Here is a 26,327-nt window from a genome sequence, read left to right as displayed (position 1 = left end):
TCGTGCTGAACGGTCGGAAGCGCACCATCACGCGCCCCATCGGCGCTGCCCTGTCCGGACTCGCCCTCGCGGCCGTGGTGGGGGTCGTCCCCTCGACGCCCGCCGGCGCGGAGCCGAGCATCGACGACGTCAAGAGCCGCGTCGACACGCTGTACCACCAGGCCGAGCAGGCCTCGGAGCGGTACAACGACGCCCGGCTCGAGCTCAAGGAGCTCAACCACGAGCTGGTCTCGCTCAAGGCCGACCAGGCTCGCCAGGACAAGCGCCTCGGCGCCGTCCAGGAGCAGGTCAAGGACTCGATCGTGCGCCAGTACGAGGGTCAGAACCTGTCGGCGGTCGGCGAGGTCGTCGTGTCCGACGACCCCCAGGCGTTCCTGTCGCAGCTGTCCACCATGTCGGCGTTCAACGACATGCAGGGCCAGCTCTTCGACGACTACGCCACCGAGGCCAAGGCGCTCGACATCCGCCGCACGGCGACCGAGAAGCGCGCCGCCCGGATCGCGGAGCTGAAGAAGGGCCTCGCCGAGGACAAGGCGGCCATCGACGACAAGCTCTCCGAGGCCAAGTCCCTGCTCGGCAAGCTCGAGGCCGAGCAGCGCGACGCCGTCACCTCGCGCAGCACCACCCGCACGCCCGACGTCTCGGCCTCCGGCCGGGCCGCCGCCGCGGTCCAGTACGCCATGGCCCAGGTCGGCAAGGCCTACGTCTACGGTGCCGCCGGCCCGAGCGCGTTCGACTGCTCGGGGCTGACGATGATGGCCTGGGCGCAGGCGGGCGTGGCGCTGCCGCACTCCTCCAGCGCGCAGTACAACACCGGCCCGCACATCCCGGAGTCCGAGCTGATGCCCGGCGACCTGGTCTTCTACTACAGCCCGATCAGCCACGTCGGCATGTACATCGGCAACGGCATGATCGTGAACGCGGAGAACCCGAGCGTCGGCGTCAAGGTCACCAGCCTCCACGCGATGCCGTACGTCGGTGCGGTCCGCCCTGGCTGATCGCTTGTCCGTGAAGGCCGGTCGCCCCCTGGTGTGGGCGACCGGCCTTTCGCTGTCCCTGGTGCTGGTCGCGGCGCTCGTGGTCTGGCGGGTGCTCGACGACGACCCGTACGTCGCCACCCCCGCCGCCGGTCCGGCCGCGCGGGTGGAGCCCGGCGCGGCGGCCGCGACGCTGCACGACCTCGAGTCCGCGGTGGCCTCTCGCGACGCAGCCGCTGCGCGCGCCCTCGCGCCCGCCGACGACGAGGCGGCCGCCGCGTCGCTGGCCGCCGTGGTCGGAAACGCCCGTGCCCTGCGCGTCGAGGACTTCTCGCTGCGCTACGTGGACGAGGAGGGGGCCGTCTCGGCCGACGGGTCCTGGTCGGCCGCGGTCGCCGCGACCTGGCGGTTCGCCGGCTTCGACCGGGCCCCGGCCCGGGCCGAGGTCACCGTCCGCTTCGTGTCCGACGGCGACCGGGTGGCCGTCGACGGCTTCGGGGGCGGGGACCGCCGCGACCCGCTGTGGCTGCACGAGCGGCTCCGCGTGCTCCGGCCCCCGGGAGCCCTGGTGATGGTCGCCGGTTCGTCGCGGCAGGCCGAGCAGTACGCCCAGCGCGCCCGGGCCGCGGTGCCCGTCGTACGCCGTGTGCTGCACGGCTGGCGCGCGGGGCTCGTCGTGGAGGTGCCCGCCACCGCCCGCGACCTCGATGCGGCGCTGGCCGCCGACCCGGGGGAGTACGCCAACATCGCGGCGGTGACCGCCACGGTGGACGGGTCGCTGAAGCCCTCGTCGCCGGTGCACGTCTTCGTCAACCCCGAGGTCTTCGGCGACCTGCGCCCCCAGGGCGCGCAGGTGGTGATGAGCCACGAGGCCGTCCACGTCGCCACGAACGCGGCGACCAGCGGCATGCCGCTGTGGCTGCTCGAGGGGTTCGCCGACTACGTCGCGCTGCGCGACGTCGACCTGCCGCTGTCCACCACGGCCGGCCAGATCACCCGGCAGGTGCGCCGTGAGGGTGCCCCGGCCCGGCTGCCGGGGGCCTCGGAGTTCGACACCACCACCACCCACCTCGGCGCGTCGTACGAGAGCGCCTGGCTGGCCTGCCGCCTGCTGGCCCGGACCGGGGGAGAGGCCGCCCTGGTGCGCTTCTACGAGCGGGTCGATGCCGGCACCGAGCTCGGCCCCGCCCTGAGGTCGACCTTCGGCCTGGGCGTCGCCGAGCTGACCGCGCGGTGGCGGAAGCTCCTGACAGACTTGGCTTCGTGACCCCCGAGGACCGCAGGACGTCCGTCGTCGTCCTCGTCGTCGGAGGGGTCCTGCTCGCCGGGCTGGCCGCCTGGCTGGTGCCCTGGCACCCGGTCCCGGGCGGCACGCCCGGCCCCGCGGCCGCCGGCTCGGTCTTCACCCGGGCCCAGGTCGACCGGGCCGAGGCGTTCTCGTCCGGCGCGCGGTGGTGGAGCTGGAGCTCGCTGGCGATCTCGCTGCTGGTGGCCTGCTGGTTCGGGTTCACCCGGGTCGGCGCCGACCTGGTGGCCCGGCTGCGCGGCCCGTGGTGGTGGCGGGTGGTCCTCGCGGTGGTCGGCCTCGAGCTGGTCGGCCGGGTCGTGACCCTGCCGTTCGCGGTCCTGATGCACCGGCACCTGGTCGCCTACGGCCTGACCACACAGCCGTGGAGCGGCTTCGCCGCCGACGTGGCCCGCAGCGAGCTGGTCATGGTGGTGACGACCTCCCTCGCGCTGGTGGTCCTGGTCGGCTGCGCGCGGCGCTGGCGACGCGCCTGGCCGGCCGTGGCCGGCGGTCTGCTGGCCTGCCTGGTCCTCGCCGGGTCGTTCGTCTACCCGTTGCTGGTCGAGCCGCTGTTCAACTCGTTCACCCCGCTGCCCGACGGCGACCTGCGCACCCGCATCCTCGCGCTCGCGGAGGCCGAGCACGTGCCCGTCGACGACGTGCTGGTTGCCGACGCCTCGCGTCGTACGACGACCCTGAACGCCTACGTGTCGGGCTTCGGGGGCACCCGACGCGTCGTCGTCTACGACAACCTGGTCCGCGACCTGCCCGAGGACCAGGCGTTGTCCGTGGTCGCCCACGAGCTGGCGCACGCCCGGCACGACGACGTGCTGGTCGGCTCCGTGCTCGGCGCCGCCGGAGCCCTGGCCGGGGTCGGCCTGCTCGGGCTGCTCGTCGGGGCGCTGGGCCGGCGCCGGTCGATGGCGGACCCAGAGGTGGTGCCGCTGGTCCTGGCCCTGGTGGCCGTCGGGACGCTGCTGGCGAGCCCGGTGCAGAACACCGTCAGCCGGATGATCGAGACGCGAGCCGACGTCGACGCCCTCGAGGCCACCCACGACCCGACCGCCTTCGAGGCGATGCAGCGCGAGCTGGCGTTGAAGTCCCTGGCCGACCCGACCCCGCCCGCGTGGTCGCAGCTGTGGTTCGGCAGCCACCCCACGACCCTGACGCGGATCGCGATCGCGCGGCAGCTCGGCGCCGGTACGGCGGGCGAGCAGTAACCGGCGAGGAGCAGCCGGTCAGGAGTAGAGCGCGGCGACCTCGTCGCGGAACTCGCGCATCACCACGTTGCGCTTGAGCTTGAGGCTGGGCGTGAGCTGGCCGCCCTCCTCGGTCCACTCGTCGGGGAGGATCGAGAACTTGCGGATCGACTCGGCCTTGGACACCGCCTTGTTGGCCTCGTCGACCGCGGTCTGGATCTCGGCCTGCAGGTCGGGGTCGTCGAGCAGGTCGACGACCGAGCCGGACTTCCCGTGGGCCTCCGCCCAGGCCGGCAGGGACTCGGTGTCGAGGGTGATCAGGGCGCCGATGAACGGCTGGCCGTCGCCGACGACGACGCACTGGTCGACGAGGTGGTGGGCGCGGAGGCGGTCCTCGAGCACGGCCGGGGCGACGTTCTTGCCGCCCGCGGTGACCAGGATCTCCTTCTTGCGCCCGGTGATCCGCACGAAGCCCTCGTCGTCGACCTCGCCCACGTCGCCGGTGTGGAACCAGCCGTCGCGCTGGAGGGCCTCACGGGTGGCCTCCTCGTTGTTCCAGTAACCGGCGAAGACCTGGCCGCCCTTGAACAGCAGCTCGCCGTCGTCGGCCACCCGGACCGTGGTGCCCGGGAAGGGCCGGCCGACGGTGCCGATCTTGACGGCGCCGGGCACGTTGGCGCTCAGCGCTGCCGTGGTCTCGGTCAGGCCGTAGCCCTCGAGGACGGTCAGGCCGATGCCGCGGTAGAAGTGGCCGAGCCGGTCGCCGAGGGGCGCGCCGCCGGACACGGCGTACTCGCAGCGCCCGCCGAGGGCGTCGCGCAGCTTGGCGTAGACCAGGCGCGAGAACACCGCATGGCGGGCCCGCAGCGGCAGGGAGGGCCCGCCCCTGCCCGGCCTGAGCCGCCGAGGGACGACGCTGGTCGACGGGTCCTGGGCGCGGGACCACGCGATCGCGGTCTCGGCGGCCAGGTCGAAGACCTTGCCGCGTCCGTCGGCGGTGGCCTTCTGCGAGGCGGTGTTGAAGACCTTCTCGAAGACGCGGGGGACCGCGAGGATGAACGTCGGGCGGAACTCCTGCAGGTCGGCCAGCAGGTTCTTGATGTCGGCGCTGTGCCCGAGCCGGGTCCGCGACTTCACCGCGCCGATCTGGATGATCCGGGCGAACACGTGGGCGAGCGGGAGGAACAGCAGGGTGGAGGCGCCCTCGGTCGCGAACAGCCGCTCCATCTCCTCGACCGCGACGCCGAGCTCGAACATGAAGTTGCCGTGGGTGAGCATGCAGCCCTTGGGCCGCCCGGTGGTGCCCGAGGTGTAGATGAGCGTGGCGAGGTCGAGGGGCGTGGCGGCGCGGCGCCGCTCCTCGAGCACGTCATCGGCGATGTCCTGGCCCAGCCGGGTCAGCACGTCCACGGCGTTGTCGGCGATCGACCAGACATGGTTGAGCTGGTCGAGCTCGGCGCGCGCCTCGGCGACGCGGGCGACGTGGTCGGCGCCCTCCGCCACGACCGCCCGGGCGCCGGAGTCCTTCAGGATCCAGGCGATCTGCTCGGCCGAGGAGGTCTCGTAGACCGGCACGGTGACCGCGCCCGCGAACCAGATGGCGTAGTCGAGCAGCGTCCACTCGTAGCGGGTCTTGGAGATCAGGGCCACCCGGTCCCCGGCCTCGATCCCGGCCGCGAGGAGCCCCTTGGCGACCCCGGTCACCTCGGCGAGGAAGGTCGCCGCGGTGACGTCCTCCCAGCCCGCGGCGGTGTGGCGGCTGAAGACCACCGCGTCCGAGGCCTCCTGGGCGTTGTTCACCACGTCGTCGGTGAGGTTGCCCGTGGCCGGGACCTCGATCGTCAGGGGCGTGGAGAACTCACGCACGGTGCCTCCTCGGGCTGTCCCGCCGAGCGGGCCGTCACGGGCGACGGCGCGGCTGCAGCACTCGGGGAACGCGGGTCATCGACGGAGGTTACCGCTGCCGGACGGGCCGCTCGCATCCGGTACGCTCGCTCCCCGACGCGACCACGCGGCCGGGGCCGGTGCCCCTGCCGCGACGACGGACAGGCCCACCACCCAGCCGAGGAGCCCCATGGCCGAGCAGACGACGTCCTCGATCGAGATCGAGGCCGCTCCGGCCGACGTCATGGCCGTCATCGCGGACTTCGACGCCTACCCCCAGTGGGCCAAGGGCGTCCGCACCGCCGACGTGGTCTCCGCCTACGACTCCGGCGCGGCCGCCGGCCGGGCCGAGCAGGTCTTCTTCGAGCTCGACGTGTCGCCGATCAAGGACGAGTACACCCTCGCCTACGAGTGGGACGCCGACCGGACGGTCACGTGGACGCTCGTCGAGGGCAAGATGCTGCGCGCGCTCGACGGGGCCTACATCCTCCAGGAGCGCGCCAGCGGCCTGACCGAGGTGACCTACCGGCTCGCCCTCGACGTCTCCATCCCGCTGATCGGCATGCTCAAGCGCAAGGGCGAGAAGATCCTGATCGACACCGCGCTCAAGGGCCTGAAGAAGCGCGTCGAGACGCTCGGCTGACCCGGGCGGCGACCAGCTCACCGTGCGCATCCTCCTGTTCACCGGCAAGGGCGGCGTCGGCAAGTCGACCGTCGCCGCCGGGACCGCTGCGCTGGCCGCGGCCGAGGGGCACCGCACGCTGGTGCTCTCCACCGACCCGGCGCACTCGCTGGCGGACGCCTTCGGCGCCGAGGTCGGCCCCGAGCCCACGGCTGTCGCCGACCACCTCTTCGTGCAGCAGGTCGACGCGCAGCTGCGGTTCGAGCAGTCGTGGGCGGAGATCCAGCGCTACCTGCTCTCGGTGCTCGACGTCGCGGGCGTGGACCCGCTCGCCGCCGAGGAGCTGACCGTCATCCCGGGCGCGGAGGAGGTCCTCGCGCTGCTCGAGCTGCGCCTGCACGCGCTGTCGGGGGACTGGGACGTCATCGTGGTCGACTGCGCCCCCACCGCGGAGACGCTCCGGCTGCTCGCGCTGCCCGAGGCGCTCGGCTGGTACATGCACCGCGTGCTCCCTGTCGAGCGCCGCGTCGTCAAGGCCCTCAAGCCCGTCCTGTCGCGGGCCGCGGGGGTGCCGATGCCCGGCGACAGCGTCTTCGACGCGGTGGAGCGGCTGCACGCCGAGCTCGACGAGGTGCGGGCGCTGCTGTCCGGCCCGGACGCGAGCGTGCGGCTGGTCCTGACCCCCGAGAACGTCGTGCTCGCCGAGGCGCGCCGCTCCTACACCACGCTCTCGCTCTACGGCTACCGCGTCGACGGCGTCGTGGCGAACCGCGTCTTTCCCGCCGGCGGGAGCGACGACTGGCGCAACGGCTGGGTGAGCGCGCAGGACCAGGTGCTGGCGGAGACCGCCCAGTCCTTCGCGGGGCTGCCCATCTGGCGCTCGGTCTACCGCACGGGCGAGCCGGTCGGCGTGGAGACGCTGATCACCCTCGCCCGTGAGCTGTACGACGGCGACGACCCGCTGCGCGCGCCGGCCGGCGGAGGCCCCTTCCGCGTCACCCGCAACAGCCGAGGGGCGGTGCTGAGGCTGGCGCTGCCCAACGTCTCCCGTGCCGAGGTCGATCTCGCGCGCCATGGCGACGACCTCGTCGTGACCGTGGGGTCGTATCGTCGTCTCCTCACGCTGCCCTCGGGACTCTCCCGGCACCGGATCGCCGGCGCCCGGATGGACGAGGGTGAGCTGCAGGTGAGGTTCGAGGCGACCGGAGCAGGAGCACAGACGTGAGCGAGGCAGGCGGCCCGGGACCGGGCGACCCCACCTCCGGGGAGCACGTGGGCAGCGTCGCCGAGGAGGCGCTGAAGCTCGTCGGTGCGCTCTCGGACTGGGCGCGCGACCACGGTGCCGACCTCGGGCAGGGTCTCGGTCAGCAGGTGGGCGGCCTCGTCGACCAGGCGGTCGCCGCCGCCCACGACGTCGACGAGCACATCGCCACCGGTGCGCCCGAGTGCACGTACTGCCCGATCTGCCGCGCGGTGCACGTCGTGCGCCAGACCAGCCCGGAGGTGCGCGCCCACCTCGCCACGGCGGCCTCGTCGCTGCTGCAGGCCGCGGCCGGGATGCTCGCGACGGCGGTGCCGGACGAGGGCCGGGGCAACGACGCCGGGGTCGAGCGGATCGACCTGGATGACGACACGGACGGGGCCTGGCCCGAGGAGGACGACGAATGACGCTGGCCTGTGGGATCGACGTCGGTGGCACCAAGATCGCCGGCGGGGTCGTCGACGAGGACGGGAAGGTCCTCGAGGAGCTGAGGGTGGAGTCGCCGGCGACCGACGCCGAGGCGATCGAGTCGGCGATCGCCGACCTGGTCGCGCAGTTCGCGTCCCGGCACCGGATCGAGGCGGTGGGTGTGGGTGCCGCCGGGTACGTCGACAAGGCGCGCTCGGTGGTCCTGTTCGCCCCCAACCTGGCCTGGCGCAACGTGGACCTGCGAGCCGACCTCGAGAAGCGCGTCGACCTGCCGGTCGTCATCGAGAACGACGCCAACGCGGCGGCCTGGGGCGAGTTCCGCTTCGGCGCCGGCCACGACGTCGACGACCTGCTGCTCGTGACCGTCGGCACCGGCGTCGGGGGCGGGCTGGTGCTCGACGGGTCCCTCTACCGCGGTGCGTTCGGTGTCGGTGCCGAGATCGGCCACATGCGCGTCGTACCCGACGGGATCCTGTGCGGCTGCGGGAAGCACGGGTGCTTCGAGCAGTACGCCAGCGGCTCGGCGCTGGTGCGGGAGGTGCGGGCCGCCGCCACCCGGGGGTCCGCCTCGGCCGGGGGGCTCCTGGAGCGTGCGGGTGGCGACCCCCATCAGATCACCGGGCCGCTGGTCACCGAGGCGGCCCGGGCCGGCGACGCCTTCGCCGTCGGCCAGCTCGCCGTCCTCGGCACCTGGCTCGGCGAGGGCATCGCATCGCTGACCGAGGTCCTCGACCCGGCCGTGGTCGTCATCGGCGGTGGGGTCAGCGAGGCCGACGAGCTGCTGCTGGACCCGATCCGGGCCGCCTTCGCCGCGCAGATGCCCGACCGGGACTTCCGGCCCAGCCTCGAGATCCGCAAGGCGCGGCTGGGCAACCGCGCGGGCCTCATCGGCGCCGCCGACCTCGCGCGGAGCTAGCCGTGCCGCTGTTCATCGGCGTCGACGTCGGGGGCACCAAGGTGCTCGCCGCGGCCGTGTCCACCTCGGGCCGGCTGGTGCGCACCGCCCGCCGCTCGACCCCGGGCCGCAGCGTGGACTCCACGGTGGTGGAGGACGCGCTGACCGAGGCCGTCCGGGACGTCGCGCGCGGTCGCCGCGTCGACGGCGTGGGCATCGCCGCGGCCGGCTTCGTCGACGCGGCGGGGGAGCGGGTGATGTTCGCCCCGCACCTGCCGTTCCGCGGCGAGGAGGTCCGGGCCCGGCTGATGGAGCGCTGGGACACCACGGTCGTGCTCGACAACGACGCCAACTGCACGGCCCGGGCCGAGTGCGCGTACGGCGCGGCGCGGGGCGCCAGCGACAGCATCGTCGTGACGCTGGGCACCGGCATCGGCGGCGCCGTCGTCATCGACGGGCGTGTGCACCGGGGCAGCAACGGCATGGCGGGCGAGTTCGGGCACATGCAGGTCGTGCCGGACGGACTGCCCTGCGAGTGCGGCGGCCGTGGCTGCTGGGAGCAGTACTCCAGCGGCAACGCCCTCGCGCGCTACGCGCGGGCCCGGCTCGCGGGATCGGCTCGGCTGCAGGAGCTCTGCGGCGGGGACGCCGACCGGCTCACGGGCCCGATGGTCACCACCGCGGCCGAGGCCGGCGACGTGGTGGCGCTGGAGGCGTTCGCCTCCGTGGGGGACTGGCTCGGCGTCGGGCTGGCCAACCTCGTCGCCGCCTTCGACCCCGAGGTCGTGGTGGTCGGCGGCGGGCTGTCCGCGGCGGGAGAGCTGCTGCTGGACCCGGCGCGCACCGCGCTGGGCGGCTCGCTCGTCGGGGTGGGCCACCGGGTGGTCCCGCCGGTGCTGCGGGCCACGCTGGGGCCCGAGGCCGGCGCCGTGGGGGCCGCCGACCTCGTGCGGACCGTCGTACGCGGTGAGAGCCGCTTCTTCAGGAGCGCCGGTAGTCGGGGACGAGCTCTACGGCGAGCTGCTCGAGGAACAGCCCCACGTCTGTGACGATGCCGCGGGCCTGGGAGGAGCCGCGGTCGGCGAGCTTGGTGACGGTCGCCGGGTTGATGTCCACGCACACCAGCGGGATCGAGGCCGGCAGGATGTTGCCGGTCGCCACCGAGTGAAGCATGGTCGCGACCATCAGGCAGAACCCCACGTCGGTGAGGTGTGCCCGCATCGCGCGCTGGCCCTCGATGACGTCGGTGTGGACGTCGGGCAGCGGGCCGTCGTCGCGGACCGACCCCACGAGCACGAACTCCTTCTCGTGGGTGACCAGGGCGTGCATGATGCCGCCGGTCAGCACGCCGGACTCGACCGCCGCGCTGATCGAGCCCTCCTTGCGGATGGTGTTGAGGGCGCGGATGTGGTGCTCGTGCCCGTGCTCGACGCCGCTGCCCATCGCGAGGTCCACGCCCAGGCTGGTGCCGTAGAGGGCGGACTCGATGTCGTGGGTGGCCAGCGCGTTGCCCGCGAAGAGCACGTCGACGAAGCCCGCGTGGACCATCGCGACCATGGCCGGCGCGGCGCCGGTGTGGACGACGCCGGGGCCGCCGACCCAGAGGACCTTCTTGCCCGCGGCCTTCGCCTCGCGCATGCCGTCGGCGACCTGCCGCACGAGCACGGCCTGCGGCTTCTCCGAGGACACGTCGGACTCCATGAAGCCGAAGCTGCCCGCGGTCTTGTCGGGCTTCGGCACGCTCACCTGGACGCCCGCGGCGCCGCAGACGACGAGCATGCCGGCGCGCACGTCGGACATGGGCAGCGTGTAGACGCGGTGCGGCGCCCCGTGGGCGTCCCGCTCGAGCACCAGGCCGCAGTCCATCTCGGGGTTGCCGACGTTGAGCCAGCGTCCGTCGACGCGGACGCGCGTCTCGAGGTTGGTCGTGGAGTAGAAGCCGTCGGGGAAGACACCGTCGGTCTCAGTCACCGCCACGTCGGCCTCGCCGGGGTCGACCATGTTGACGCCGCGGGTCTGCAGCCGCATCAGGAGCCGCTGCAGCGCCTCGTCGTCGTCAGCGGTGACCGTGATGACCGCGTGGGAGGTGTCGTCGGTCTCCCGGCCGACGTCGAACCTGTCGATGGTGTAGTCGCCGCTGTACTCACGGATGTCGTCCAGCACCCGGGACAGGATGCCGTGGTCCATCAGGTGGCCGCTGATCTCGACGGTCTCGCTCTCGCTCACGGGGCGAGCCTAGGGCACGCGCGGGGCGGGCTCCCAGGGACTACAGTCGCGCGCCGTCGTCGAACGGGTCGCGCGGCTCTCGGGGCATCCGCACGACCAGGTAGACGAAGCCGCCGACGAACCACGCCACCAGCAGGTAGCCGATCCACGAGGTGAGGTGGAGCCCCGCGAGGAGCGCCACGAGCAGGATGGCGGGCGCGCCGAACACGCCGCCCCAGGCGACCAGCCGGTCGGGAGCCACGTGGGGGAGCGGTGGCGGGGGCGGCGGGACGAAGCGCTCGGCCTCCGGGTCCGGCTCGGGCTCCGGCTGGGGCCGCTCGACGTCACCGGAGGGGCCGGGGACGGGCTCGGCAGGCTCGACGTCGCCGAGCTCGGGACGGTCGCCGTAGTTCTCGACGATCGCGCGCCAGGCCTCGTCCTCGCTGTCGGGTTGCACGCGTCGAGGGTAGGTCCTGGCTGGGCACGGGACCACCGCACCCACCCCGTTTTCCTCAGGATGCGGTCACGCGGGCGACGAAGGCCGCGGCCTCGTCGAAGATCAGCTCGGCGTCGTTGTCGAGGGTCGCGACGTGGTAGCTGTTCTCGAGACGGCGGACCGTCACGTCGCGCGAGGACACCGCGCCCAGGATCTGCGGCTCGGAGGACTCGTCGACGACCTTGTCGACGGTCGAGCGGAAGTAGAGCAGGGGGGCGGTGACCCGCGGCAGGTCGGCCACCAGCGTCGGCCAGGCGCGGAACATCGAGTGCGCGGCCCGCAGCGGGGTGCGTTCGTAGCCGTGCTCCTCGACGCCGGGCTTCTTGATGTCGTTGGTGATGCCGGGGAACGACGGGACCACGTGCTTGAGGACCGGCAGCAGCTTCACGTCGAGGCGCTTGGTGGCCACGGCCGGGTTGACCACGACCACCCCCGCGACCCGGTCGGACCGGTCCGCGGCCAGCCGCAGCACCAGCGCGCCGCCCATGGACAGGCCGGCGACCACGACGGCGTCGTTCTCGGCGGCGAGCTTGTCGAAGGCGCGGGTCAGCTCGGCGTACCAGTCCGCCCAGGTGGTGCGGTTCATCTCCTGCCAGGTGGTGCCGTGGCCCGGGAGCAGCGGCATCTCCACGGCGTACCCGCGCTCGGCGAGGTGCTCGGCCCACGGCCGCATCGAGGCCGGCGAGCCGGTGAACCCGTGGCTGAGCAGCACCCCGACCCGGCGCCCGCCGGTCAGCTCGGGTCGGGCCGCGGCCGAGAGGGGGGAGTGGAGGGGGTCGATCGCCATGCGCTGATTGTGCCCCAGCGCACCCCTTCGCGCGCGCAGGTCCGGACGAGTGCAACTCGGCAGTAGGCTTCGCAGCAACGGTCCGATCGGGCGGCAGCGCAGGGTGTGGAGGTCAACGGTGTTCTACTGGTTCCTGAAGTGGGTCGCCCTCGGTCCGTGGCTCCGGCTGGTCTTCCGGCCGCGGGTCTCCGGCGCCGAGAACGTCCCCGCGGAGGGGCCGGCGATCCTGGCCAGCAACCACCTCTCGTACGCCGACTGGCTCTTCATGCCGCTCACGCTGCCGCGCCGGGTCACGTTCGTGGCCAAGGCGGAGTACTTCACCGGCCGCGGGGTCAAGGGGTGGCTGCAGAAGACGTTCTTCTCCGGCTCGGGCCAGGTGCCGATCGACCGCTCCGGGGCGGACGCCGCGGCCGGCGCGCTGATGTCGGCCAAGCGCGTGCTCGGCGAGGGCGGGCTCTTCGGCATCTACCCCGAGGGCACCCGCTCGCACGACGGCCGGCTCTACCGCGGCAAGACCGGGGTCGCCCGGCTCGCGCTGGAGACGGGCGTGCCGGTGATCCCGGTCGCTGTCGTCGGCACCGACGTGGTCGCCCCGCCCGGCAAGAAGTTCGGCTCGTTCACGCGCCCCGTCGTGCGCTTCGGGACGCCGCTGGACTTCTCGCGCTACGAGGGCATGGAGAACGACCGCTACATCCTGCGCTCGATCACCGACGAGATCATGTACGAGATCATGCGGCTCTCCGGGCAGGAGTACGTCGACATGTACGCCAGCCGGGCCAAGGAGGAGTCCAAGCGGCTGGAGAAGGAAGCCGCCGACGCCACCGCCGCCGACGCGCAGAAGAAGGCGTCCTGACCGCCACCCGTCCCGGACCGGTCACTCCCGGGTCCGCACCCCCCGGACCTGCTCCTCTGGGGTCGGGCCCGGCCGCGGTCGCCGTCGAGAGCCGGCTGCTGCGCGCCCTCGCCGTCCTGCGCGTGGTGGTCCTGCTCAACGCGGTCGCGCTGAACCTCTGGCGCGCCGACAACTTCGAGCACCCGGCGGCCGGTGTCGCGTGCGTGCTGGTGATGGTGGTGTGGACCGGCGTCGCCGTCTGGGCGTACGCCGAGCCTGCGCGGCGTACGCCTCTCCTGCTGGTCGCGGACCTCGCCGTGGCGGTGGCCCTGTTGCTGGTCTCGCCGGTGGTCAAGGGCGCGGACCTGCAGGCGACCATCCCCGGCTTCTGGGTGATGGGCGCGCTGCTGGCGTGGGCGCTGCACTGGCGGTGGGTGGGCGGCCTGGTGGCCGGGACCGCGCTGTCGGTCGCCGACCTCGCCGTGCGCACCCACCTCACCCAGGCCAACTACGGCAACGTCTTCCTGCTCATGGTCGGCGGCCCGGTGGTCGGGTTCATGTGCGCCTCGCTGCAGCAGATGGCCGACGAGCGTGACGTGGCCGAGCGCTCCGCGGCGGCCGCGGCCGAGCGGGCCCGGCTGGCGCGCGCCGTGCACGACGGGGTGCTGCAGGTGCTGGCGTTGGTCCAGCGGCGCGGCGCGGAGCTGGGCGGTGAGGCCGCCGAGCTGGGCCGCCTCGCCGGTGAGCAGGAGGCGGCCCTGCGGACCCTGGTCCGCAACCAGGACGCCGTCGGCCCGGCGCCCGCCGGGGCCGGTGGGCCGGTGGACCTGGCTGCCGCCCTGGCCCGGCTCGAGGCGACCCGACCGGTCAGCGTGGCCGCGCCCGCGGACGCAGTACCGCTGCCGGAGCCCGTGGTGCGCGAGCTGGTCGCCGTCGTCGAGGCGTGCCTGGACAACGTGGCCCGGCACGTCGGCCCCGACGCACCCGCGTGGGTGCTGCTCGAGAGCCTGCCCGACCGGCTGGAGCTGAGCGTCCGGGACGAGGGGCCGGGGATCCCGGAGGGCCGGCTGGCCCAGGCCGAGCGGGAGGGACGTCTCGGAGTGGTCGAGTCGATCCGGGGGCGCGTCGCCGACCTCGGCGGCACGGCCACGCTGACCACCGGCTCGTTCGGCACCGAGTGGGAGATCTGCGTCCCCCTGCGCTGAGGATCAGGCGCTGGTCGCCAGCAGCCGCGCCAGCTCGTCGCGGTCGTGCAGCCCGTCCCTCCCCGGTGGTGGGGGTGGGTCCGCGGGTGGCAGCCGGACCAGCACCTCGCGGGCGAGCGCGGTGGTCTCCGGGCGGGCGACGACCCGGTCGTCGTCCATCACCATCGCGGCGCGCAGGACGATCCGGAACAGGTCGGGGTCGTTGCCCGCGGCGCGCTCGAGGTCGCGGGGGGTGACCGGGTGGCCCTCCGGGAGCTCGACGTCGGGTGCGTTGGCCGGGGCCGGGGCGCCCTCCACGGCGGCACGGAGCTTGCGGCCCACCGCGGCGTCGGTCGCGGTGGCCTCGCGGTAGTAGACCGCGAGCACCCGCTGCTGCCAGGCGGCGAGGGCGAGCGTCGCGTCGTCGTCCGGCCCGGTCGCCAGCAGGTCGTGCAGCGCCCCCGCACCGGCCAGGCCCATGGCGATGCCGCGGCCCCGCGTGGGGTTGGTCATCGCCAGGGAGTCACCCACCTGGTGCAGGCCCAGCACCACCGGCCGGCCGTCGCGGACGGTGCTGCGGAGGCGGTTGTCGAGCGATCCCAGGCAGAAGACCGGGCTGGTCGGCTGCATCGCGTCGAGCCACGCCGCGAGGCCGGCGTTGCCCCGGGCCACGGCCGTGTAGGCGCCCTCGTCCCGGACCCGCTTGAAGAGCGGGTCGCCGTCGTGGACGCAGAGCGCGAGCATCGCGGTGTCGTTGTCGCCGAGGAAGAGCAGCTGCAGGAAGCTCGGGTACTCGTGGGCCTCGAGGTAGCCGCGGTTCGGTCTCGGAGCTCGCGCCGGATCGACCCGGAAGTGGCGGGTGTAGTAGCGCACCGTGCTCGGGTCCACCTGCTCCACCAGCGGGTGACCGAGCCCGGCGAGCCAGCCCGGCACGGGCGAGCGCCGGCCACCGGCGTCGACCACCACCTCGGCGTCAACGCGCCCGCCGTCCGCGAGGCCCAGGCCCCGGGCCCTGGGGAGCGGGCCGCTCTCGTCGAGGACCAGGCCGGTGGCGCGGGTGTGCAGCACCTCCACGCCCGGCTCCGCGGCCAGCGCCCGGCCGACCACCCGGTCCAGCGTGACCCGGCGGCAGCGCAGGGTGGTGAGCTCGTCGTCGCCCGGGCGGCCACCGTCGAGGAGCGGCGGGGGCACCATGTCGGCGAGCCGGACCACGGGGGCGCCGGCGTCCGTCACCGCCGCCGCCACGTCGGGAAGCCCGGTCGTCAGCTCGTGCCAGGCCCGGGCCATGAAGCCGTGGGCCTGCACCGCATGGGGTGCCCCGGGCCGCGGCTCGACGATGTCCCGGGCCGCGCTGAAGCGGCTGTGCTCGGGGTCGACCACGGTCACCTGCCAGCCGCTGCGGGCGAACAGCAGCGCCGTGGCGGCACCCACCACGGACCCGCCGAGCACGGCCAGCCGGGGCATGCTCCGACGGTAGGTCCGGCCTGCGGGGGTGTCGATGGTCCAGGTGGGCCACCCGGGGTCGCGCGCAGGGTACGCCGCCCGCCGTACCCTCACCTGCGTGACGATCCACAGCGAGCACCCGTTCCTGGACCCCGAGCCGGATCCGGTGCGCCGGTGGCGCGGCCGGCTCGGCGGTGCGGTCAGCCTGTGGACGTCCGGGGACGAGCAGGGGCGGGCGGGGCTCACGGTGTCGTCACTGATGGTCGCGGGCGGTGACCCGGCGCGGGTGCTCGCGCTGGTCGACCCCGACTCCGACCTCGCCGACGAGCTGGGACGGACCGGGCGGGCCGTGGTGCAGCTGCTGGGCTGGGCGCACCGCGACCTCGCCGAGGCGTTCGCCGGGACGGCGCCGGCACCGGGCGGGCCGTTCCGGACCGGGGAGTTCGGGCCGACCCGGTGGGGGCCGCGGCTGCTCACGGCGCCGACCTGGCTGGGCGTCGTCCTCGAGACGACGACCGAGGTCGGCTGGTCGAGGCTGGTCACCTGCACCGTCGAGCACGTGGAGGTCGGGGAGGACGACGTACCCCTCCTGCACCGGCGGGGTCGCTACAGTCGCGGCCAGTGACGGACTACCAGTGACAGGCTGCCAGTGACGAGCGGCCCGGGACGGGCGGGCGGCGAGGCGTGAGGGGCGACGGGGTGGACGAGCCGGTGAGGGTCATGGTGGTCGACGACCACCCGATGTGGCGCGACGCGGTCGAGCGCGACCTGGCTGCGGCCGGGTTCGACGTCGTCGCGGTCGCGGCGAGCGGGCGCGAGGCGTTGGTGCGGTTCACGGCCACGCGGCCGAAGGTGGTCGTGCTGGACCTGCAGATCCCCGAGCCCGGCGGCGTCGAGGTGACCGCCGAGGTGATCCGTCAGGACCCGGGCGCGCGGGTGCTGATCCTGTCCGCGTCGGGGGAGCAGGCCGACGTGCTGGCGGCGGTCAAGGCCGGCGCCACCGGCTACCTGGTGAAGTCCGCCTCGCGGGAGGAGCTGCTGGCGGCGGTGCGCCGCGTGGCCGCCGGCGACACCGTGTTCACGCCCGGCCTGGCCGGGCTGGTGCTCGGCGAGTTCCGACGGCTCTCGGGCGTCGGACCCGTGGCCGGCGACGACGACCCGGCCCACCGCCCGGAGCTGACCGAGCGCGAGACCGAGGTGCTGCGGATGGTCGCCAAGGGGCTGTCCTACAAGCAGATCGCCGAGCGGCTGGTGCTCTCCCACCGGACCGTGCAGAACCACGTGCAGAACACCCTGCGCAAGCTGCAGATGCACAACCGCGTCGAGCTGACCCGCTACGCCATCGAGCAGGGGCTCGACGAGCCGGCCGGGGAGCCGGGACGTGGCTGACCCGGAGCCGGACGCGCTGCTCGTCGTCGCCGACGAGCTCTACGGCCTCGGCCTGCCGGAGTTCACCCCGGCCCGCGACGCCCGCGCGAAGGAGCTGAAGGGCCCGGACAAGGAGCTCTCCGCCCGGGTCAAGGCGCTGCGCAAGCCGTCGATGGCCGCCTGGGTGGTCAACCTCCTGGTACGCCGCGAGGCCGAGCAGGTGGGCCAGGTGCTGGCGGTGGGTGGCGCACTGCGCGCCGCCCAGGCGGGCCTGGCCGGCGACGAGCTGCGGGCGCTGACCCGTCAGCGCCGGCAGCTGACCGCGGCCGTGACCTCGCGCGCCCGGGCGGTCGCGGCGGAGGCCGGGCAGAAGGTCACGCCGGCGGTGGCCGACCAGGTCGAGGCCACGCTGACCGCGGCGATCCTCGACGAGGACTGCGGACGCGCGGTGCGCAGCGGCCTGCTGGTCACCGCGCTCGCGGCCACCGGGGTGGACGCCGTCGACCTCACCTCGGCGGTGGCGGTGCCGGAGGCGCTCGGCTTCACGGCGACGCCCCGCGACGCCGAGCCCGCGCCGCGGCCCGAGCTGCACGTCGTACCCGACCCCGAGGCGGACCGGAAGGCGCTGGCCGCGGCCCGCGAGGAGCTGGCCGACGCCGACGCCGCGCTGGAGGCGGCCACCGGCGAGCTGGAGAACGCGTCGGCGAGGGTCGCCGAGCTCGAGGCGCGGGGGCTGCAGGTCCAGGGCGAGATCGACGAGCTGCGCCGACGCCTCGCCGCCCTCGAGGCCCAGGCCGAGGAGGTGGACGACGAGGTCGAGGAGGCCGAGGACGCCCGCTCCGAGGCCGAGTCCGCCGTCGCCGACGCCACCCGCCTCCGCGACGCCGCCGCGGCGGCGGTCGCCAGGTTGAACGGATAGTCCGGCACGCTTCTGACGTGACTGCACGGTCGTGACTCTCCTGATGTTCGATCAGTGACCCCGCAGACGTCAGAAACGTGCCGGACTATCCGGTCGGATCGGCTCGGGGGCGGTCCGGGTCGGGGTCGAAGCGACGGTCGAGCCGCCAGGTCCCGCGCAGCTCGTCGGTGGAGGACCAGACCCCGGTGCCGAGACCGGCGAGGAGGGCGGCCCCGTGGGCGGCGGTCTCGATGACGGCCGGACGCTCGACCGGGACGCCGGTCTGGTCGGCCAGGACCTGGCAGAGCAGGTCGTCGGCGGCGCCGTCCACCCGCAGCGCGGTGGGGGCCGGCAACGTCCCGAGCACGTCGCGCAGCCGCTGCACGGCTGCGCCGGTCTCGCCCAGCGAGCCCTCCAGCGCGTAGGTCAGCTCACCGACGGGGGAGCGCCAGGCCGGCGTCGACAGCAGTCCCGCACCCGGGCGTTGCAGGCTGGTGCCGGTGTTCGTCAGGACGGCCGACCCGGTGCCGAAGGTGCACGTGGTGTCGCCCTCGGCGAAGCAGGTCTGGCCGAAGAGGGCCGACTGCAGGTCGCCGGCGATGCCCGCGATCGGCAGCGACAGGTCGAGGAACGACCGGGGGTCGGTCGTGGCCACCTCGCCCCAGCTCGGCACCAGCTCGGGCAGCGCGTCGCGCGGGACACCGAACAACGAGCAGAGCTCGTCGGACCAGTCGCCCTCGGCCAGGTCGAGCAGCAGCGTGCGGCCGGCGTTCGAGACGTCGGTGACGTGGTAGGTCCCGCGGGTCATCCGCGTGACCAGAAAGGAGTCGACGGTGCCGACGGCGTACCTCCCGGAGTCCACCAGGGCCCACGTGTGCGGCTCGTGCTCGGCGAGCCAGGTCAGCCTGGTGCCCGGGAAGCACGGGTCCAGCCGGAGCCCGGTCAGCTCGGTCACCCGCTCCTCGTGGCCCGCGTCGCGCAAGCGGGCGCAGACGTCGGCCGTACGGCGGTCCTGCCCCCCGATCGCCTGGCGCGGCGAGCCGAGGGTCTCCCGGTCCCACAGCAGGATCGTGTCGCGCTGGTTGGTGATGCCGAGGCCGCGCAGCTCGCCCCCGTCGACCCGGCCGAGCACCTCGCGGGTGGCCGCGAGCGTGGCCTGCCAGATCTCCTCCGGGGCGTGCTCGACCCAGCCGGGGTGAGGGGAGTGCCGGCCGAGCTCCTGGTGGCCGGTGGCCACGACCGAGCCGGCCTCGTCGACGACGACCGCGGTCACGCCGGTGGTGCCGGCGTCGATCGCGAGCACGCTCATCCGTCGCGGCCCCCACGCACGATCGAGAGGATCCGCCGGTCGATCCAGGACAGGTCGGGCGCGACCCGCATCTCGTAGTTCTCGGTGCCGACCCAGGCGTGGAAGTCGCGGTGCCCGCCGGCCTGCGCGAAGTCCTCGAGCTCGCGCTCGATCTCCGGGGTGACCGGCACCTTCTCCTCCTCGGTCGAGGCGGTCAGGTAGAGGTCGCTGAGGTCCAGCAGCCGGGCCAGCTCGTCGATCGGGTCGCCACCGCTGGACCCGGCGTCGTCGACGCGCAGGTCGACCGCGATGTCGTCGAGCCCGCCGTAGCCGGCCCCCTCGCGCACCACGAGCAGCGCCGCCGACTGCCGGCCGCGGCTGTCGCCGCCGGCGGCATCACCCGCCGCCAGCGCGGCGAGCAGCCGCTGGGCCAGCGGGGTGTCCTCGGCCGAGGCCAGCCAGGCCTGCTCCATGGCCTCGACGACCTCCGCCCCGGCGAGGATGTTGCCCTGGATGGCGTAGCCGTCGCCGGTGACGCCGCCGGCCCAGTCGAGGCAGGCGTGCCCGGTGTGGGTGGCGGCGTTCCCGTCCAGGTCGACGATGCCGACCTGGCGGTGGTCGCGCCCCTCGTCGTCCTCCAGCAGCCGCTGCAGGGCCACCGGTGCGGTGGCCCCGTCGTCGAGGTGGGCGAGGGCCTGGCCCTTGTAGGCCACGTTGGCGTCGGCCTGGGTCGCGATCGCTCCGACACCCGCGACGGCCGCCGGGACCAGGGAACCCACGGCGAGGAACTTCGAGGCGACGGCGACACCCCAGGACTCACCGTCGGCGGAACGGGCCACGATCGAGAACGTCATGACGCGACCCTAGTGCGGACCCTGCGATATCCGCTTGCCCTCACCTGGGGTTGAACCAGGAGGATCCAGGGGTGCTCGACAGACTCGGCTTCCCCTCCGTCGGCGACCACCGCCGCTTCGTCACCGCGATCGCGGTGGACGCCGTCGGCAGCGGGGTCTTCATGCCCGTCTGCGTGCTGTACTTCCTGGTCACGACCGACTTGTCCCTCGTGCAGGTGGGTGCGGCGATCTCGCTGGCCTCGGCCGTCGCGCTGCCGGCCGGTCCGCTGCTCGGCGGACTCGTCGACAGGTACGGCGCCAAGCACGTGCTGCTCGCCGGCAACGCCCTGCAGGCGGTCGGCTACACGGCGTACCTGCTCACCGACTCCTTCGTCGCCCTCACGCTGTGGACGATCGTGGTCACGGTGGGACGCACGGCGTTCTGGGGCTCCTACGGCAACATCGTGGCGGCGATCTCGGTGCCCGGGGAGCGCGAGAAGTGGTTCGGCTTCCTCGGGGCGCTGCGCAACGTCGGGTTCGCCCTCGGTGGCCTGCTGTCGGGGCTCGCGATCACGATCGGCACGACCACGGCGTACGCCGCGGTGGTGGTCGCCAACGCGGCGTCGTTCGGGCTCGCGTTCGTGCTGCTGCTGGCGGTCCCGCCGACACCCCGGACCGGGCACCGCAGTCCCGAGGGCGCCTGGCGGGTGGTGCTCGGCGACCGGCCCTACCGGCTGCTGTGGTTCACGCAGCTGGCCTACTCCACCTCGATGATGGTGCTGAACTTCGCGATGCCGGTGTACGCCACCACGGTGCTCGGCCTGCCGGGCTGGGTCACCGGCGCCGTGTTCACGCTCAACACGGTGATGGTCGGCTTCGGCCAGGGCCTGGCGGTCCGGGCCATGACCGGCGCCCGGCGCTGGCGGGTGCTGGTGCTGACCAACGCCGTGTTCGCCTCGTCGTTCGTGGTCATGCTCGGGGCCAGCAGGCTCTCGGTCGCCGTCGCCACGATGGTCGTCCTCGTCGGGTCGGTGGTCTACACGGTGGGGGAGATGCTCGGCGGCCCGGTCCACGGCGCGCTCTCCGCGGAGGCGGCGCCCGAGCACCTGCGTGGTCGCTACCTCTCGCTCATCCAGCTGGCGTGGAACCTCGCCAGCACGATCGCCCCGGTGGCGTTCGCCTGGCTGCTGGACCGGGGGGCTGCGCCGATCTGGCTGGCCATGGTCGCGGTGGCCGTCGTCGGCGGCCTGCTCGCGAGCCGGCTGGGCAGCACGCTCCCGCACGCAGCGCGACCGGTCACGAACCACGCCGAGGAGGCGGTCGCGGCCTGACGCTGGTTTGTGTGCTCCGGCAGCGGGTAGGCCCGGGCTGTGCTGAACGACCTCTCGGGCCAGACCCGTGCCTACCTGTTCGGGCAGATGCTCGGCTTCGGGCTGATGTTCGGCAGCGTGCTCGCGGTCAGCCCGGATCGGCTCCGGCTGGTGGTCGCCCTGCTGGTCCTCGGGTTCCTGGTCGCGGTGGGGTCCGCCGTGGCGTTCACCCTCCGGATCCGTCGCGCCGACCGGGCCCTGCGTGCCGAGGTGGGTCGCGGGAGCGGCGAGATCGTGGCCGGCCGGGTGCCGGCCGTGCCCGTCCCGGCGCGCGTCGTACGACGGAGGGTCGCCCGCCGCTCGCCGGCGTTCGTGGTCGGCAGGGGCGAGCCGCTGCCCGCACCGGCGCTCGTGGTCGTCGCGACCGCGCTCGCGCCCGCGCCCGGGGCCGCGCGCCGGGTGGCCGCGCTGGTGCCCGCCGACCTGGGTCTCCACCTGCGCGCGGGCGGGCCCGTGCCGCTGGTCCTGCACCCGGACCTGCCGGACGTGGCCGTGCTGGACCCCGTGGCGACGCCCGACCGGCTCGCCGCGATCGAGGCCGACCCCCGCTGGCGCACGGAGCCGCTCCCCACCGACCGGTCCGTGGTCGGCGGCTGCCTGCCCGTCGCCGCAGCCGCGGTCCTGGGGCTGGTCGCGGGACTCGGGGTGGACGCCGCCGTGGTCGCGCTCGCGGGCTGAGCCGGGCTCTGGCCGGGCGCCCGCGCGCCCACTAGAGTCGAGAACTCCCTCTTGAACGATCAAACCGAGCAAACGATCCAACCGAGGAGTGCACATGCGTGTCGGAGTGCTGACCGGAGGCGGGGACTGCCCCGGACTGAACGCCGTGATCAGGGCGGTGGTGCGCAAGGGCGTGCGCCAGCACGGCTTCGAGTTCGTCGGCTACCGCGACGGCTGGCGCGGCCCGCTCGAGGGCGTGACCATGGAGCTCGGGATCGAGCAGTGTCGGGGCATCCTGCCTCGCGGCGGCACCATCCTGGGGTCCTCGCGGACCAACCCGTTCAAGATCGAGAACGGCGTCGAGCGGATCAAGGAGAACCTCGCCCGGGACGGCGTCGACGCGCTCGTGGCCATCGGCGGGGAGGACACCCTCGGGGTCGCCACCAAGCTGGCCGACCTCGGCGTGAACGTGGTCGGTGTGCCGAAGACGATCGACAACGACCTGTCCGGCACCGACTTCACGTTCGGCTTCGACACCGCGGTGAACATCGCCACCGAGGCCATCGACCGCCTGCACACCACGGCGGAGTCCCACCACCGGGTGCTCGTCGTCGAGGTGATGGGTCGCCACGCGGGCTGGATCGCCCTGCACTCCGGTATCGCCGGCGGCGCGAGCGCCGTGCTGATCCCCGAGCAGCCCTTCGACATCGACGCGCTGTGCGCCTACGTCGAGGAGCGTTTCGAGACGCGCTACGCCCCGATCATCGTGGTCTCCGAGGGCGCGGTGCCGGCCGAGGGAGGCGACATGACGCTGCTGACGGGGGAGAAGGACGCCTTCGGGCACGTCCGCCTCGGCGGCATCGGCGAGCGGCTCGCCTCGGAGATCGAGACGCGGACCGGCAAGGAGGCGCGTGCGGTCGTGCTGGGCCACACCCAGCGCGGCGGCACCCCGACCGCCTTCGACCGCTGGCTGGCCACGCGCTTCGGCCTGCAGGCCATCGACGCGGTGGCGGAGGGTGACTTCGGGAAGATGATGGCGCTGCGCGGCACCAAGATCATCCGCGTTCCCCTGATCGAGGGCACCGGCGAGCTCAAGCTGGTCAGCCCCGAGGAGTACGCCGAGGCCCAGGTCTTCTTCGGCTGATCCGTCACCCCCGGACCGGATCCTCCAGCTCGACCGCCAGCGCCCGGTGGTCCGACACGGGCAGCAGCGGTGCCTCCACCGCGGCTGCGCGGAACGGGCCGTCGACGAGCGCGTGGTCGAGCTGGCGGTCCGGCCGGTGGGCTGGGTAGGTCGCGACGTCGGCCAGGCTGCGCAGGCCGGAGATCAGCTCCACGCGCGCCCGGCCGGCGTTCAGGTCGCCGAGCAGCAGCAGCGGCCGGCGCGCGTCGGCGGTCTCCCGCACCAGGGCCCGCAGCTGGCGCCCCGTCGTCCAGGGCACGAAGGACAGGTGCGTGGCCACGACGGTGAGCGGCCCACCCGGGGTCGACGCGTCGGCCACCAGCCCCACCCGCGGCTCCTCGCGCCGCGGCGCGGGCAGCCGGACAGTGCGCCAGGCCCGGACCGGGAGCCTGCTGAGCAGGGCGATCCCGTACGCCGGGGAACCGGCCGGCTCCGTACCGGTCGTGGCCACCCACTCGCCCGGCAGTCCGGTCAGCGTCGGTGCGAACCGGTGGGCGAGGGCACCCATCGCCTCCGCCGCGACCGCCGTCAGGTCGACGCCGCCCGAGCGGGGCTGGTCCCGGTCGACCTCCTGCAGCGCGAGCACGTCGGCGTCGAGCGCGCGCACCGCCGCACCGAGGGCGCCCGGGTCCACGGGGCCGCGCGCACCGGCCCGGCCGTGCAGGATGTTGAACGTCGCGACGCGCATCACGAGCACGCTACGACGCAGTGCGGGTACGCCCCCGGGTGCCCGATGCTGGGGCTCACCCCGAACACACGCACGCACCCGCTGGAGGCACACTGATGGATCTCGGAATCAAGGGACGCACGGCGCTCGTGCTGGCATCCACGGGCGGCCTCGGCGCCGCGATCGCCACCGCGCTGGGTCACGAGGGCGCGAACGTCGTCGTCTGCGGGCGCAATGGCGAGCGCGCCGAGGAGCTGGCCGCCTCGCTGCCCTCGGCGATCGGGCTCACCGTCGACCTCACCGAGGACGGTGCGGCCGACGCCCTGCTCGACTCGACGCGCTCCGCGTTCGGTGACCCCGACATCGTGGTCCTCAACGGTCCCGGCCCCGCGCCGAGCCGGGCAGAGGACCTCGACGCGGACGGCGTCCGGGCGGCCGCCGAGCTGCTGCTCCTCCCACACGTCGCGATGGTCCGGGCGGTCCTCCCGGCGATGCGTACGCGGGGCTGGGGGCGGATCCTCGCGGTCGGCTCCAGCGGGGTCGAGGCCCCCCTGGCCAACCTCAGCGCGTCCAACGTGGGGCGCGCCGCGCTCGCGGCGTACCTCAAGACGCTGGCCTCGGAGGTCGCGTCCGACGGCGTCACCGTCAACATGCTGCTGCCCGGCCGGATCGGCACCGACCGGCTGACCCGGCTCGACGAGGCGGCGGCGGTCCGCCAGGGGCGGCCGGTCGAGGAGGTCCGGGCCGCGTCCCGGGCCGCGATCCCGGTGGGCCGCTACGGCGACCCGGCCGAGTTCGGCGCCGTCGGCGCGTTCCTGTGCAGCGCGCTGGCCTCCTACGTCACCGGCAGCCTGGTGCGCTGTGACGGGGGCCTGCTGGCCCATCTGTGACCAGCCATCGACGGGTGCCGAGCGCGCCGTACCTGAGGGAATCCTGAGACCGAGCACCCCCGGGGGGTTTCCGGCCCCCACCCGCCGGGGAAAACTGTCCGGTCAACCGGCCGAGCGTCGAGCCGGTCCGATCAGGAGGCGAGCATGACCAGCAGTGCCACCGAGGACGTGGACGTCAACGGGCGCGAGCCCGATCTGAAGCGGGTGATGGGGCCGGGGCTCCTCCTGCTGTTCATCGTGGGCGACATCCTCGGCTCAGGCGTGTACGCCGTGACCGGCAAGCTGGCCGGGCAGGTGGGCGGCATCGCCTGGCTGCCGTTCCTGGTGGCGTTCGCGGTGGCCACCCTCACGGCGTACTCCTACCTCGAGCTCGTCACGAAGTACCCGCAGGCCGCTGGCGCGGCGCTCTACACGCACAAGGCGTTCGGCATCCACTTCGTCACCTTCCTGGTTGCGTTCACCGTGGTGTGCTCGGGCATCACCAGTGCCTCGACGTCGGCGGGCCTGCTCTCGCAGAACCTGCTCATCGGGCTCGACGAGCTGCTGCCGGGCATCCCCACGGGTGACGGCGCGACGCTGGCCGTGGCGCTGCTGTTCATGGTGGTGCTGGCGATGATCAACCTGCGCGGCGTCGGCGAGAGCGTGAAGTTCAACGTGGTGCTGACGCTGATCGAGATGTCGGCCCTCGCGATCGTGATCGCGATCGGGTTCTGGGCGATCGGCAGCGGCGACGGCGACACGTCGCGCATCACGGTCTTCGAGAACCCCGACGACAAGGGCCTCTTCATGGCGGTCACCATCGCGACCGCCATCGCCTTCTTCTCCATGGTCGGGTTCGAGGACTCGGTCAACATGGTCGAGGAGGTCAAGAACCCGGAGCGGATCTTCCCGAAGATGATGCTCACCGGGCTCGGCATCGCGGTCGTCATCTACATGCTGGTCGCGATCTCCGTGGTCGCGGTCATCCCCGCCGGCGACATCGCCGCCCCGAAGAACCCCGAGGCCGGGATCCTGCTCGACGTGGTCCGGGTCGGCGCCCCCGACCTGCCGATCGACAAGATCTTCCCGTTCATGACGGTGTTCGCGGTCGCCAACACCGCCCTGATCAACATGCTCATGGCCAGCCGACTCATCTACGGCATGGCCACCCAGGACGTGCTGCCCCGCAGCCTCGGCCGCGTGTCGCGCAAGCGCCGTTCGCCGTACACCGCCATCGCGTTCACGACCGTGCTCGCGCTGGCGCTGATCCTGGTCGTGCGGCTGCAGGCCGAGAGCACCATCGTCGTGGCCCTGTCCGGCACGACCGCCCTGCTCCTGCTCGCGGTGTTCACCGTCGTGAACGTCGCCTGCCTCGTGCTGCGCCGCGACCCCGCGCGCGGCACCTTCCGGGCACCGACCGCGGTGCCGGTGCTCGGCGCCGTCTGCTGCGCCTACCTGCTCGGCCCGTGGGCCCGGCTGGAGGCCGACTTCATCCAGTACAAGATCGCCGCCGGCCTGCTCGGTCTCGGCGTCGTGCTGTGGGCGCTGACGTGGGCCACCAACCGCGGCGTCCGCGCCCAGAAGACCGGCTTCCGCGACATCGACCACCTGGAGGACTGACCCCTCGGGTAGTCCTCGTCACAGCCGTCTCGCCGGCGTCCCGCCAGTTCGGGGCGCCGGCGCGTCGCGCGT

The 26,327-nt window shown here is 73.8% G+C and carries 26 protein-coding genes; 18 read left to right on the top strand and 8 right to left on the bottom strand.

Features of this window, described 5'->3' with window-relative positions; translation table 11 throughout:
* Positions 1 to 2: 2 nt before the first annotated feature.
* Genes ACZ43H_RS11085 through ACZ43H_RS11075 form a run of 3 tightly spaced genes read left to right on the top strand, consistent with a single transcriptional unit; the run spans position 3 to position 3,485 of the window.
* Entirely contained in the window at positions 3 to 998 is a 996-nt protein-coding gene (locus tag ACZ43H_RS11085; RefSeq protein ID WP_464590263.1) for a C40 family peptidase, read from the top strand.
* A gap of 4 nt (positions 999 to 1,002) precedes the next feature.
* On the top strand, positions 1,003 to 2,244 hold the full coding sequence (locus tag ACZ43H_RS11080; protein ID WP_464590261.1) for a hypothetical protein: 1,242 nt from the start codon (positions 1,003 to 1,005) through the stop codon (positions 2,242 to 2,244).
* Positions 2,241 to 3,485, top strand: coding sequence for a M48 family metallopeptidase (locus tag ACZ43H_RS11075; RefSeq protein ID WP_464590259.1), 1,245 nt, complete (start codon positions 2,241 to 2,243; stop codon positions 3,483 to 3,485). The genes ACZ43H_RS11080 and ACZ43H_RS11075 overlap by 4 nt, the downstream gene beginning before the upstream one ends.
* A gap of 18 nt (positions 3,486 to 3,503) precedes the next feature.
* Here the strand turns inward: ACZ43H_RS11075 and ACZ43H_RS11070 are convergent, their stop codons facing one another.
* Positions 3,504 to 5,330, bottom strand: a complete 1,827-nt coding sequence (locus tag ACZ43H_RS11070) for an AMP-dependent synthetase/ligase (protein WP_464590257.1) — start codon at positions 5,328 to 5,330, stop codon at positions 3,504 to 3,506.
* Between the two features lie 208 nt (positions 5,331 to 5,538).
* On the opposite strand from ACZ43H_RS11070, the gene ACZ43H_RS11065 reads away from it, so the two are divergent.
* The 5 genes from ACZ43H_RS11065 to ACZ43H_RS11045 are packed head-to-tail and all read left to right on the top strand — an operon-like array spanning position 5,539 to position 9,604.
* Positions 5,539 to 5,991, top strand: coding sequence for an SRPBCC family protein (locus ACZ43H_RS11065; RefSeq protein ID WP_464590255.1), 453 nt, complete (start codon positions 5,539 to 5,541; stop codon positions 5,989 to 5,991).
* 22 nt (positions 5,992 to 6,013) lie between these two features.
* Positions 6,014 to 7,195, top strand: coding sequence for an ArsA family ATPase (locus ACZ43H_RS11060; protein WP_464590253.1), 1,182 nt, complete (start codon positions 6,014 to 6,016; stop codon positions 7,193 to 7,195).
* Entirely contained in the window at positions 7,192 to 7,638 is a 447-nt protein-coding gene (locus ACZ43H_RS11055; RefSeq protein WP_464590251.1) for a hypothetical protein, read from the top strand. Before ACZ43H_RS11060 ends, ACZ43H_RS11055 begins: the two co-directional genes overlap by 4 nt.
* Positions 7,635 to 8,576 carry an ROK family glucokinase gene (locus ACZ43H_RS11050; RefSeq protein ID WP_464590249.1) on the top strand — a complete coding sequence of 314 codons (942 nt, stop codon included), beginning with the start codon at positions 7,635 to 7,637 and terminating at the stop codon, positions 8,574 to 8,576. Before ACZ43H_RS11055 ends, ACZ43H_RS11050 begins: the two co-directional genes overlap by 4 nt.
* 2 nt (positions 8,577 to 8,578) lie before the next feature.
* Positions 8,579 to 9,604 (top strand): ROK family protein, encoded by a 1,026-nt coding sequence (locus tag ACZ43H_RS11045; protein WP_464590247.1) that lies wholly within the window; start codon positions 8,579 to 8,581, stop codon positions 9,602 to 9,604.
* Here ACZ43H_RS11045 and ACZ43H_RS11040 read toward each other — a convergent pair.
* From ACZ43H_RS11040 to ACZ43H_RS11030, 3 genes are read right to left on the bottom strand one after another with little or no spacing between them, the layout of a single operon-like run.
* Positions 9,537 to 10,781, bottom strand: a complete 1,245-nt coding sequence (locus tag ACZ43H_RS11040) for an ornithine cyclodeaminase, nickel-pincer nucleotide-dependent (RefSeq protein WP_464590245.1) — start codon at positions 10,779 to 10,781, stop codon at positions 9,537 to 9,539. The genes ACZ43H_RS11045 and ACZ43H_RS11040 overlap by 68 nt on opposite strands.
* A 40-nt stretch (positions 10,782 to 10,821) precedes the next feature.
* Positions 10,822 to 11,217 (bottom strand): hypothetical protein, encoded by a 396-nt coding sequence (locus ACZ43H_RS11035; RefSeq protein ID WP_464590244.1) that lies wholly within the window; start codon positions 11,215 to 11,217, stop codon positions 10,822 to 10,824.
* A gap of 55 nt (positions 11,218 to 11,272) precedes the next feature.
* A complete protein-coding gene (locus ACZ43H_RS11030; protein WP_464590242.1) occupies positions 11,273 to 12,043 on the bottom strand; it encodes an alpha/beta hydrolase in 771 nt (256 codons plus the stop codon).
* A 118-nt stretch (positions 12,044 to 12,161) separates the two neighbouring features.
* Between ACZ43H_RS11030 and ACZ43H_RS11025 the strand changes: the two genes are divergently transcribed.
* Together ACZ43H_RS11025 and macS are read left to right on the top strand one after the other, a co-directional pair.
* Positions 12,162 to 12,896: a lysophospholipid acyltransferase family protein gene (locus ACZ43H_RS11025; protein WP_464590240.1), complete on the top strand. Its 735-nt coding sequence runs from the start codon at positions 12,162 to 12,164 to the stop codon at positions 12,894 to 12,896.
* Positions 12,897 to 13,018: 122 nt separating this feature from the next.
* Positions 13,019 to 14,080, top strand: a complete 1,062-nt coding sequence (gene macS / locus ACZ43H_RS11020) for a MacS family sensor histidine kinase (protein WP_464590238.1) — start codon at positions 13,019 to 13,021, stop codon at positions 14,078 to 14,080.
* 3 nt (positions 14,081 to 14,083) lie between these two features.
* On the opposite strand, the gene ACZ43H_RS11015 is transcribed toward macS, so the two are convergent.
* Positions 14,084 to 15,523, bottom strand: a complete 1,440-nt coding sequence (locus ACZ43H_RS11015) for an NAD(P)/FAD-dependent oxidoreductase (protein WP_464590236.1) — start codon at positions 15,521 to 15,523, stop codon at positions 14,084 to 14,086.
* A gap of 97 nt (positions 15,524 to 15,620) precedes the next feature.
* Between ACZ43H_RS11015 and ACZ43H_RS11010 the strand changes: the two genes are divergently transcribed.
* From ACZ43H_RS11010 to ACZ43H_RS11000, 3 genes are all read left to right on the top strand, one after another.
* On the top strand, positions 15,621 to 16,127 hold the full coding sequence (locus tag ACZ43H_RS11010) for a flavin reductase family protein (RefSeq protein WP_464590234.1): 507 nt from the start codon (positions 15,621 to 15,623) through the stop codon (positions 16,125 to 16,127).
* Between the two features lie 95 nt (positions 16,128 to 16,222).
* Complete coding sequence (locus tag ACZ43H_RS11005) at positions 16,223 to 16,891, top strand: response regulator (protein ID WP_464590796.1); 669 nt, start codon at positions 16,223 to 16,225, stop codon at positions 16,889 to 16,891.
* A complete protein-coding gene (locus tag ACZ43H_RS11000; protein ID WP_464590232.1) occupies positions 16,884 to 17,789 on the top strand; it encodes a hypothetical protein in 906 nt (301 codons plus the stop codon). The genes ACZ43H_RS11005 and ACZ43H_RS11000 overlap by 8 nt, the downstream gene beginning before the upstream one ends.
* Before the next feature lie 85 nt (positions 17,790 to 17,874).
* On the opposite strand, the gene ACZ43H_RS10995 is transcribed toward ACZ43H_RS11000, so the two are convergent.
* The gene (locus ACZ43H_RS10995; protein WP_464590230.1) at positions 17,875 to 19,077 is read right to left on the bottom strand and encodes an FGGY family carbohydrate kinase; all 1,203 of its coding nucleotides are present in this window, start codon (positions 19,075 to 19,077) and stop codon (positions 17,875 to 17,877) included.
* Complete coding sequence (locus ACZ43H_RS10990; RefSeq protein WP_464590228.1) at positions 19,074 to 19,910, bottom strand: DUF1028 domain-containing protein; 837 nt, start codon at positions 19,908 to 19,910, stop codon at positions 19,074 to 19,076. Before ACZ43H_RS10990 ends, ACZ43H_RS10995 begins: the two co-directional genes overlap by 4 nt.
* A 71-nt stretch (positions 19,911 to 19,981) precedes the next feature.
* Between ACZ43H_RS10990 and ACZ43H_RS10985 the strand changes: the two genes are divergently transcribed.
* The 3 genes from ACZ43H_RS10985 to ACZ43H_RS10975 all read left to right on the top strand — a co-directional run bounded on the left by ACZ43H_RS10985 (position 19,982) and on the right by ACZ43H_RS10975 (position 23,060).
* Complete coding sequence (locus ACZ43H_RS10985; RefSeq protein ID WP_464590226.1) at positions 19,982 to 21,220, top strand: MFS transporter; 1,239 nt, start codon at positions 19,982 to 19,984, stop codon at positions 21,218 to 21,220.
* Between the two features lie 39 nt (positions 21,221 to 21,259).
* Positions 21,260 to 21,937: a hypothetical protein gene (locus tag ACZ43H_RS10980; RefSeq protein WP_464590224.1), complete on the top strand. Its 678-nt coding sequence runs from the start codon at positions 21,260 to 21,262 to the stop codon at positions 21,935 to 21,937.
* 94 nt (positions 21,938 to 22,031) lie between these two features.
* Complete coding sequence (locus ACZ43H_RS10975) at positions 22,032 to 23,060, top strand: 6-phosphofructokinase (RefSeq protein WP_464590222.1); 1,029 nt, start codon at positions 22,032 to 22,034, stop codon at positions 23,058 to 23,060.
* 4 nt (positions 23,061 to 23,064) lie between these two features.
* Here the strand turns inward: ACZ43H_RS10975 and ACZ43H_RS10970 are convergent, their stop codons facing one another.
* A complete protein-coding gene (locus ACZ43H_RS10970) occupies positions 23,065 to 23,787 on the bottom strand; it encodes an endonuclease/exonuclease/phosphatase family protein (protein ID WP_464590220.1) in 723 nt (240 codons plus the stop codon).
* A 95-nt stretch (positions 23,788 to 23,882) separates the two neighbouring features.
* Here ACZ43H_RS10970 and ACZ43H_RS10965 point away from each other — a divergent pair, with 95 nt between their 5' ends.
* On the top strand, positions 23,883 to 24,656 hold the full coding sequence (locus ACZ43H_RS10965) for an SDR family oxidoreductase (RefSeq protein ID WP_464590218.1): 774 nt from the start codon (positions 23,883 to 23,885) through the stop codon (positions 24,654 to 24,656).
* Positions 24,657 to 24,800: 144 nt separating this feature from the next.
* Positions 24,801 to 26,255 carry an APC family permease gene (locus ACZ43H_RS10960; protein ID WP_464590216.1) on the top strand — a complete coding sequence of 485 codons (1,455 nt, stop codon included), beginning with the start codon at positions 24,801 to 24,803 and terminating at the stop codon, positions 26,253 to 26,255.
* Positions 26,256 to 26,327: the final 72 nt, after the last annotated feature.

Source organism: Nocardioides sp. DN36 (genome assembly GCF_055380375.1).
The sequence above is the reverse complement of the archived record's forward strand: the minus strand, read 5'-3'. Positions and strand labels throughout refer to the sequence as shown.

Coding starts and splice junctions, on each gene's coding strand:
- ACZ43H_RS11065 (WP_464590255.1), top strand. CDS start 5,539: ATGGCCGAGCAGACGACGTCCTCGATCGAGATCGAGGCCGCTCCGGCC.
- ACZ43H_RS10960 (WP_464590216.1), top strand. CDS start 24,801: ATGACCAGCAGTGCCACCGAGGACGTGGACGTCAACGGGCGCGAGCCC.
- ACZ43H_RS10990 (WP_464590228.1), bottom strand. CDS start 19,910: ATGACGTTCTCGATCGTGGCCCGTTCCGCCGACGGTGAGTCCTGGGGT.
- ACZ43H_RS11050 (WP_464590249.1), top strand. CDS start 7,635: ATGACGCTGGCCTGTGGGATCGACGTCGGTGGCACCAAGATCGCCGGC.
- ACZ43H_RS11015 (WP_464590236.1), bottom strand. CDS start 15,523: ATGCCCCGGCTGGCCGTGCTCGGCGGGTCCGTGGTGGGTGCCGCCACG.
- ACZ43H_RS10965 (WP_464590218.1), top strand. CDS start 23,883: ATGGATCTCGGAATCAAGGGACGCACGGCGCTCGTGCTGGCATCCACG.
- ACZ43H_RS10975 (WP_464590222.1), top strand. CDS start 22,032: ATGCGTGTCGGAGTGCTGACCGGAGGCGGGGACTGCCCCGGACTGAAC.
- ACZ43H_RS10995 (WP_464590230.1), bottom strand. CDS start 19,077: ATGAGCGTGCTCGCGATCGACGCCGGCACCACCGGCGTGACCGCGGTC.
- ACZ43H_RS11005 (WP_464590796.1), top strand. CDS start 16,223: ATGGTGGTCGACGACCACCCGATGTGGCGCGACGCGGTCGAGCGCGAC.
- ACZ43H_RS10970 (WP_464590220.1), bottom strand. CDS start 23,787: ATGCGCGTCGCGACGTTCAACATCCTGCACGGCCGGGCCGGTGCGCGC.
- ACZ43H_RS11030 (WP_464590242.1), bottom strand. CDS start 12,043: ATGGCGATCGACCCCCTCCACTCCCCCCTCTCGGCCGCGGCCCGACCC.